Annotated in this window: 5 protein-coding genes; 2 read left to right on the plus strand and 3 right to left on the minus strand. The window is 71.8% G+C overall.

The genetic code is table 11. The annotated features are described in order from the left end of the window. Positions 1-42 precede the first annotated feature (42 nt). Together HS109_15640 and HS109_15645 are read left to right on the plus strand one after the other, a co-directional pair. Positions 43-1,887: a helix-turn-helix domain-containing protein gene (locus HS109_15640; protein MBE7523796.1), complete on the plus strand. Its 1,845-nt coding sequence runs from the start codon at positions 43-45 to the stop codon at positions 1,885-1,887. A gap of 154 nt (positions 1,888-2,041) precedes the next feature. Further along, positions 2,042-2,479, plus strand: coding sequence for a hypothetical protein (locus tag HS109_15645; GenBank protein MBE7523797.1), 438 nt, complete (start codon positions 2,042-2,044; stop codon positions 2,477-2,479). 59 nt (positions 2,480-2,538) lie between these two features. Here HS109_15645 and HS109_15650 read toward each other — a convergent pair whose 3' ends face one another. The 3 genes from HS109_15650 to HS109_15660 are packed head-to-tail and all read right to left on the minus strand — an operon-like array spanning position 2,539 to position 6,031. Continuing rightward, complete coding sequence (locus HS109_15650; protein MBE7523798.1) at positions 2,539-4,191, minus strand: GMC family oxidoreductase N-terminal domain-containing protein; 1,653 nt, start codon at positions 4,189-4,191, stop codon at positions 2,539-2,541. Beyond that, the gene (locus HS109_15655) at positions 4,188-5,186 is read right to left on the minus strand and encodes an ABC transporter substrate-binding protein (protein ID MBE7523799.1); all 999 of its coding nucleotides are present in this window, start codon (positions 5,184-5,186) and stop codon (positions 4,188-4,190) included. Before HS109_15655 ends, HS109_15650 begins: the two co-directional genes overlap by 4 nt. A gap of 23 nt (positions 5,187-5,209) precedes the next feature. Further along, the gene (locus tag HS109_15660; protein MBE7523800.1) at positions 5,210-6,031 is read right to left on the minus strand and encodes an ABC transporter ATP-binding protein; all 822 of its coding nucleotides are present in this window, start codon (positions 6,029-6,031) and stop codon (positions 5,210-5,212) included. Between the last annotated feature and the right edge of the window lie 66 nt (positions 6,032-6,097).

The following is a 6,097-nucleotide window of genomic DNA, read 5'->3' on the forward strand; positions in this document are numbered from 1 at the left end:
ACGGGCCGCGTCCGGCAGCGACCGGCGCTGCAGGGGATCGCGATGACGTCTTCGCCCTCGTCCACGCCTACGTTCGGCCGCTGGCTGCGCCAGCGCCGGCGCTCGCTCGGCATGACGCACGCCGCGCTCGCCGAACGCGTGCACTGCTCGGTGTCGGCGCTGCGCAAGATCGAGCAGGACGTCCGGAGGCCGTCGCGGCCGCTCGCGGAGCGGCTGGCCGATCGGCTCGACGTCGCGTCGGACGAGCGAGCGCGCTTCGTCGCATTCGCGCGCGGCGAGCGGCGCATCGGCCCCCTCGCATCGTGGCCGCCCCTCCCGCTCCCGCCGATCCCCGCGACTGAGGATCCGGCCGCCGGGGACGAAGGATCCGGCCGTTCCGCGCCGTGGAGCCGCCTGTACGTCCCCTACGGCCCGACGACGCCGTCGATCGGGGTGCTGCCGTTCGCGCTCCTTTCCGCCGACCCCGCCGACGAACTGTTCGCCGACGCTCTCGCGGACGAACTCGTCGGCGTCCTGTCGAAGGTGCCGGGACTGCGGGTCGCGTCGCGCACTTCGTCGTTCGCGTTCAAGGGCCGATCGGCCGATCTCGCGACGATCGCGCGGAGCTTGAACGTGACCGGGCTGGTCGAGGGCAGCGTGCGCCGCAGCGGAGCGCGCGTCCGGATCGCCGCGAAGTTCGTCGACGTCGCCTCCGACACGACGCTGTGGAGCGAGACCTACGACCGCGCGCTCTCCGATCTCATCGACGTGCAGGACGACATCGCGCGGTCGGTCGTCAGCGGCCTGCGCGGAACCCTGCTCGGCGATCCCGCGAGCCGTGCTGCGGATCCGCGCGTCGACGCGCTGCTCCGCGCGGCCACGCGCGGCCGGACCAGGAGCGCCCGCGCGCACGAGTTCTACCTGCGCGGGCGGTTTCTCGTCGACCGGACGACGCCCGAGGACACCGCGGCCGGCATCGCGCTCGGCCGGCAGGCGGTCGAGACCGACCCGGACTACGCGCTCGCCTGGGCCGGGCTCGCGGGCGCGTATGCGAGCCAGGCGGCGTGGGGATGGGCGCCGCTCGATCCGACCTTCGAACTCGCGCGGCAGGCGGCGGAGCGCGCGCTCGCGATCGAGCCCGATCTTCCCGAAGCCCACGCGGAACTCGCGTGGATCCGCATGACCTACGATTGGGACTGGCACGGCGCCGAGCAGTCGTATCGTCGCGCGCTGCTGCTCGGGTCGGGCGACCGGAGCATCGTCGTCGGCGCCTCGCTGCTCGCCGACAACCTCGGGCAGTCGGCGGACGCGGTGGCGCTCGCGCGTCGCGCGGTCGCACTCGATCCGATGTGCTGGATCGCCCACGGCAATCTCGCGCTTCGGGCGTTCAACGCCGGGTTGATCGATGAAGCCGCCCGCGCCGCCGCGGCCGCGCTCGCGATCCAGCCGCGCGGCGGCCTCCTTCATTGGCTGATCGGCACCATCGACCTCGCGCAGGGCCGCGTCGACGCCGCGCGCGATGCGTTCGAGCGCGAGGCACACGAGCGCTTGCGCCTCCAGGGCCGCGCCCTCGTCGCCCATGCGGCAGGCGACAGGCACGGAGCGCGCCGTCTGCTGGACGAACTGATCGCGACGGGCGCGGACGACAGCGCGTTCCAGATCGCCGAGGTGCTCGCCGTCCGGGGCGAGGTCGACGAAGCGTTCGAGTGGCTCGAGCGTTCGCGCGTGCAGCGCGATCCGGGCGCGAGCCAGGCGCAGGCCGGGCCGTTGCTGACGGCGCTGCACGGCGATCCCCGCTGGGGCGAATTTCTCTCGCGCATGGGATTTCGCGGCAGAGGTCCGGCGCGTGATGCGGCGCCGGCGCGTTCGCGCCCAGGCCGCTCCCGCGCGAAGACGAGCAGAACCTGACGCGCCGCGCGGACGGCGCGGCCAGCCTGTCCCGTCGTTTGTGTCGGTTCTGTGTCCGGAACCGGGACCACGCACGCGAGCGGGACACCTATCTTGGCGAGTGTCGACGACACGAAGTCGTCACACCCCGACCCCCTTCGCCAAGGAGATGTCCGTGAACGGAAGACTGACCCGCATCGCGTGGGCCGCCTGCGACATGATGGTACTCGCCGCCTGGGTCGCCTTGATCCTGATCGCCGGCTTCGCGACCGCCCAGCCCGACGTCGTCGCGCCGGATCGCATCGACGGCCGGAGCGCCACGCTCCGGTCCTCGTCGCCGCAGCCCGAGGCATTCGAGCGGAGCACGCTCGTCGAGGCGCTCGTCGCCGCCTCGCCCGAAGCCGCGCGCCGCAACCCGCCTGCCTCGGACCCCGTCACGCTCGGATTCGTCCGCATGCTCGAACATCCGCCGACCCGCACGAGCCCGCCGGTTCCCGCCGGTTCGGACATCGACCCGCTCGTGGCAGCCATCGTCGTGCCGATCAGGAAGGGATCGCGGCCGCTCTCGCCTCGCGGGCGCAGCGAAAGCCCGCGAGCCGTGGAGGGTCCCTGAAGGTCCGCCCGCCAACGGTCGCCGAACCGGACCGCGCCGGAGGATGCCTCGACGTGGAATCAGCCGGGCGCGGCCGGCGCGGGGACACCCCGCGGCGCCTCGCCCAGGATCATGCGCGCGCCGCGTTCGCCGATCATCAGCGACGCCGCGTTCGAGTTGGCGGAGGTCACCTGCGGCATGACCGACGCGTCGACCACGCGCAGGCCCTCGACGCCGCGCACGCGGAGCGCCGGGTCGACGACCGCGTCGCGGTCCGTGCCGATCCGGCAGGTGCCGACGCAGTGGAACACGGTGCCGCCCTGTCCCCGCACGAAATCGAGGATCCCGCGGTCATCGCCTGCGTCGGTGCCTGGCAGCACCTCGGCGTCCACGAGGTCGCGGAACGCCTTCTGCGCGTAGATCTCGCGCAGCATCCGCACGCCCGCGACGATCGTGCGGCGATCGAGTTCCTCGGAAAGGTAGCGCGGCTCGATGCGCGGCGGGGCATGCGGATCGGTCGACACGATCTCGACCTTGCCCCGCGATTCCGGATGGCACTGCCACACCGACGCGGTGAAGCCGGAGTAGCGATGCAGCGGCGTGCCCGGCCGGTCGACCGACAACGGCATCACGTTGAACTGGAGGTCGGGGCGTCCCGCCGCGGCGTACGGGCTGCACGCGCCGCCGCCCACCTGCCCGGCGCCGACGGTGAGCGGTCCCGATCGTCCGAAGAGCCAGCGCGCGCCCATCGCGGCGAGGCGCAGCGGGTTGCGCACGTCGTCGTTGAGCGAGCGGTGCTCGCGCATGCGCACGATCGTCCGCGCCTGGTAGTGGTCCTGCAGGTTCCGACCGACGCCGGGCAGGTCGGCCACGACCGGGATGGCGTGCCGGCGAAGGAGATCGGCGGGACCGACGCCCGACAGTTGCAGCACCTGCGGCGACTGCAGCGCGCCGGCGGCGAGCACGACTTCGCGCCGTGCGCGCACGCTGTGCCGCTCGCCGTGCGCGAACCACTCGACGCCCACCGCCCGCGTGCCCTCGAAGAGCACGCGCGACACCTGCGCGTGGGTGCGCACCTCGAGGTTCGCCCGCCCCCGTGCGGGGCGCAAGAACGCGCGCGACGCGCTCTCGCGCCAGCCGTCGCGGATCGTGAGCTGGTAGGCGCCCACGCCGTAGGTCGTGGCGCCGTTGAAGTCGTCGTTCCGCGGCAGGCCGAACTCGCTGGCGGCGCGCACCCACGCCTCGCACCACGGATGGTCGTTGCGCAGGTCCGAGACGAAGAGTTCACCCGCGGCGCCGCGATACTCGTCCGCTCCGCGCTCGTAGTGCTCGATGCGCTTGAACGCGGGAAGCACGTCGCGGTAGCCCCATCCGGTCGCGCCCGCCCGCGCCCAGTCGTCGAAACCGGCGGGTTCGCCGCGGATGAAGATGAGGCCGTTGATCGAGGAACTGCCGCCGACGATGCGGCCGCGCGGCCACACGACGTTGCGCCCCGCGGTGCCCTCCGAGGGTACGGTGTCGAACAGCCGCGAGTAGCGCGTGTCGTAGATCGTGCGGAAGTAGCCGACCGGCAGCCGGATCCAGAACCCCGAATCCGGCCCGCCCGCCTCGAGCACGAGGACGCGCGTCGATGCGTCCGCCGACAGCCGGTGGGCGAGCACCGAGCCCGCCGATCCCGAACCGACGACGACGTAGTCGACCTCCGCGGCCTCGCGCCCCCGCGCGTCGCTCATCCCTTGATCGTCTCCAGGAACACCGAGGTGTCGAAGTACTTCGACGCCGGCACCGGGTTCTGGATGTTGCCGAAGCGCACGAAGAAGTCGGTGACCTGCTGCGACCAGCGGGTCACGGTGCCGTCGGCGTACATCGGGCGCCACTGCGCGGAGGTGAACATCTTCTGCGCGCCGAACTGCTCCTTGAGGTCGGCGAGCGGCACCTGCTGGTAGCGCTTCTTCTGCAGGGCCTCCAGCGCGGCGTCGGGATTGGCGACGATGTAGTCGTTGGCGTCGACCCAGCCGCGGATCACGCGCGGGATCACGTCGTAGTTCTTCTCGTAGTAGTCGGCACGCGTCGCCCAGCCTCCCACGATCGCCGCCTGCGGATAGTAGGCCGAGGCGTCGACCAGCATCCTCGCGCCCGGCACCTTGTCGCTCACGATGATGTTGAACGGGACCCAGAGCGCCACCGCGGGCACGGCGCCGGACACGAACGACGTCACCGCCTCGGCCATCCTCTGGTTGACGATCTCGACGTCCCTGGTCGGGTCGACGCCGTTCGCGCGCAGCGCGTTGTCGAGAAACACGTGCGCGGTGGTGCCCGTCGTCGTCGAGATCTTCTTGCCCTTGAGATCGGCGAAGCTCCTGACGCCCTGGTCCTGGCGCACCCAGAGCTGCGCGGTGGCGAACTCGACGTTGTTGATGAGGAAGGCCTTGCCCTGCCCGCGCGCGGGAAAGTTGGAGAGGACGGCACCGGTGGCGAGCATGTCGATGCTCCCGCCGATCATCGCCTGGAAGATCTCGAGGCCGGTCGTGAACTGGACGAGGTCGAGGTCGACCCCGGCCTTCGCGAAGCTGCCACGGTCCACGCCCGTCCAGATCTGCCCGTCCACGGCCAGCGTGTGCAGGTAGCCGACCTTGACCTTCGTGCGGCCCTGCGCGATCGCCGGCGCGCCGGCCGCCGCCAGCCCGAGTGCCGCGCCAGCTCCCTGCAGAAAACTGCGTCGGTCCATGCTCATGCGCTCCTCCTGGTGGTTCAGACGGGCACGTGCACCGATTGCCGTGCCTGCTCGGCGTACTCCTTCATGACGAGCTCGCGCACGTGCGACCTGAGCTCGCCGAACTCGGACTTCTCGTGCAGCGACTCCGTCCTCGGGTGCCCGAAGGGAACCCGGACGATCTCGCGGATGCGGGCGGGACGCGCGGTCATGATGACGATCCGGTCGGAGAGGTAGACCGCCTCCTCGACCGAGTGGGTGATCAGCATGACGGTCTTGCCCTCGGCGTGCAACACCTCGATCAGCAGGTCCTGCATGGCGCTTCGCGTCTGCGCGTCGAGCGCGCCGAACGGCTCGTCCATCAGCAGGAACTCCGGGCGGACCGCGTACGCGCGCGCGATCGCCAGCCGCTGGCGCATGCCGCCGGAGAGCGTCTTCGGCCAGGCGTCCGCGAAGTCCGCGAGCCCCATCAGGCGCATGTAGCGCTCGCAGATCGCCCGGCGCTCGCCCTCGGGCACGCGGCTCGCGCGCAGGTTGAGGCCGAAGGCGATGTTCTGCCGCACCGTCAGCCACGGAAAGACGCCGTACTCCTGGAAGATCACGCCGCGATCGGGTCCGGGCGCCACCACCGGCTTGCCATCCAGCAGCACCGCGCCCGCCGTCGGCTGCACGAATCCCGCGACGAGGTTCATCATCGTCGTCTTGCCGCAGCCCGACGGGCCGATGATGGACACGAATTCGCCGTCGTGGACCCGGTAGGAGACGTCGTCGACGACGCGGAGCGGACCCGACCGGGTCTGGAACTCGACGGAGACCCGCTCGAACGCGATGCGCTCGCGCGCGGACTCGCTCGCGCTCACGCGATCCGCTCCTGCCACGCGACGAGCCGCCGCGCCACGGCGCGAAGGCCGAGGTCCATCGCCAGC

The sequence above is a fragment of the Burkholderiales bacterium genome (assembly GCA_015075645.1).
Taxonomy (GTDB): domain Bacteria; phylum Pseudomonadota; class Gammaproteobacteria; order Burkholderiales; family Casimicrobiaceae; genus VBCG01.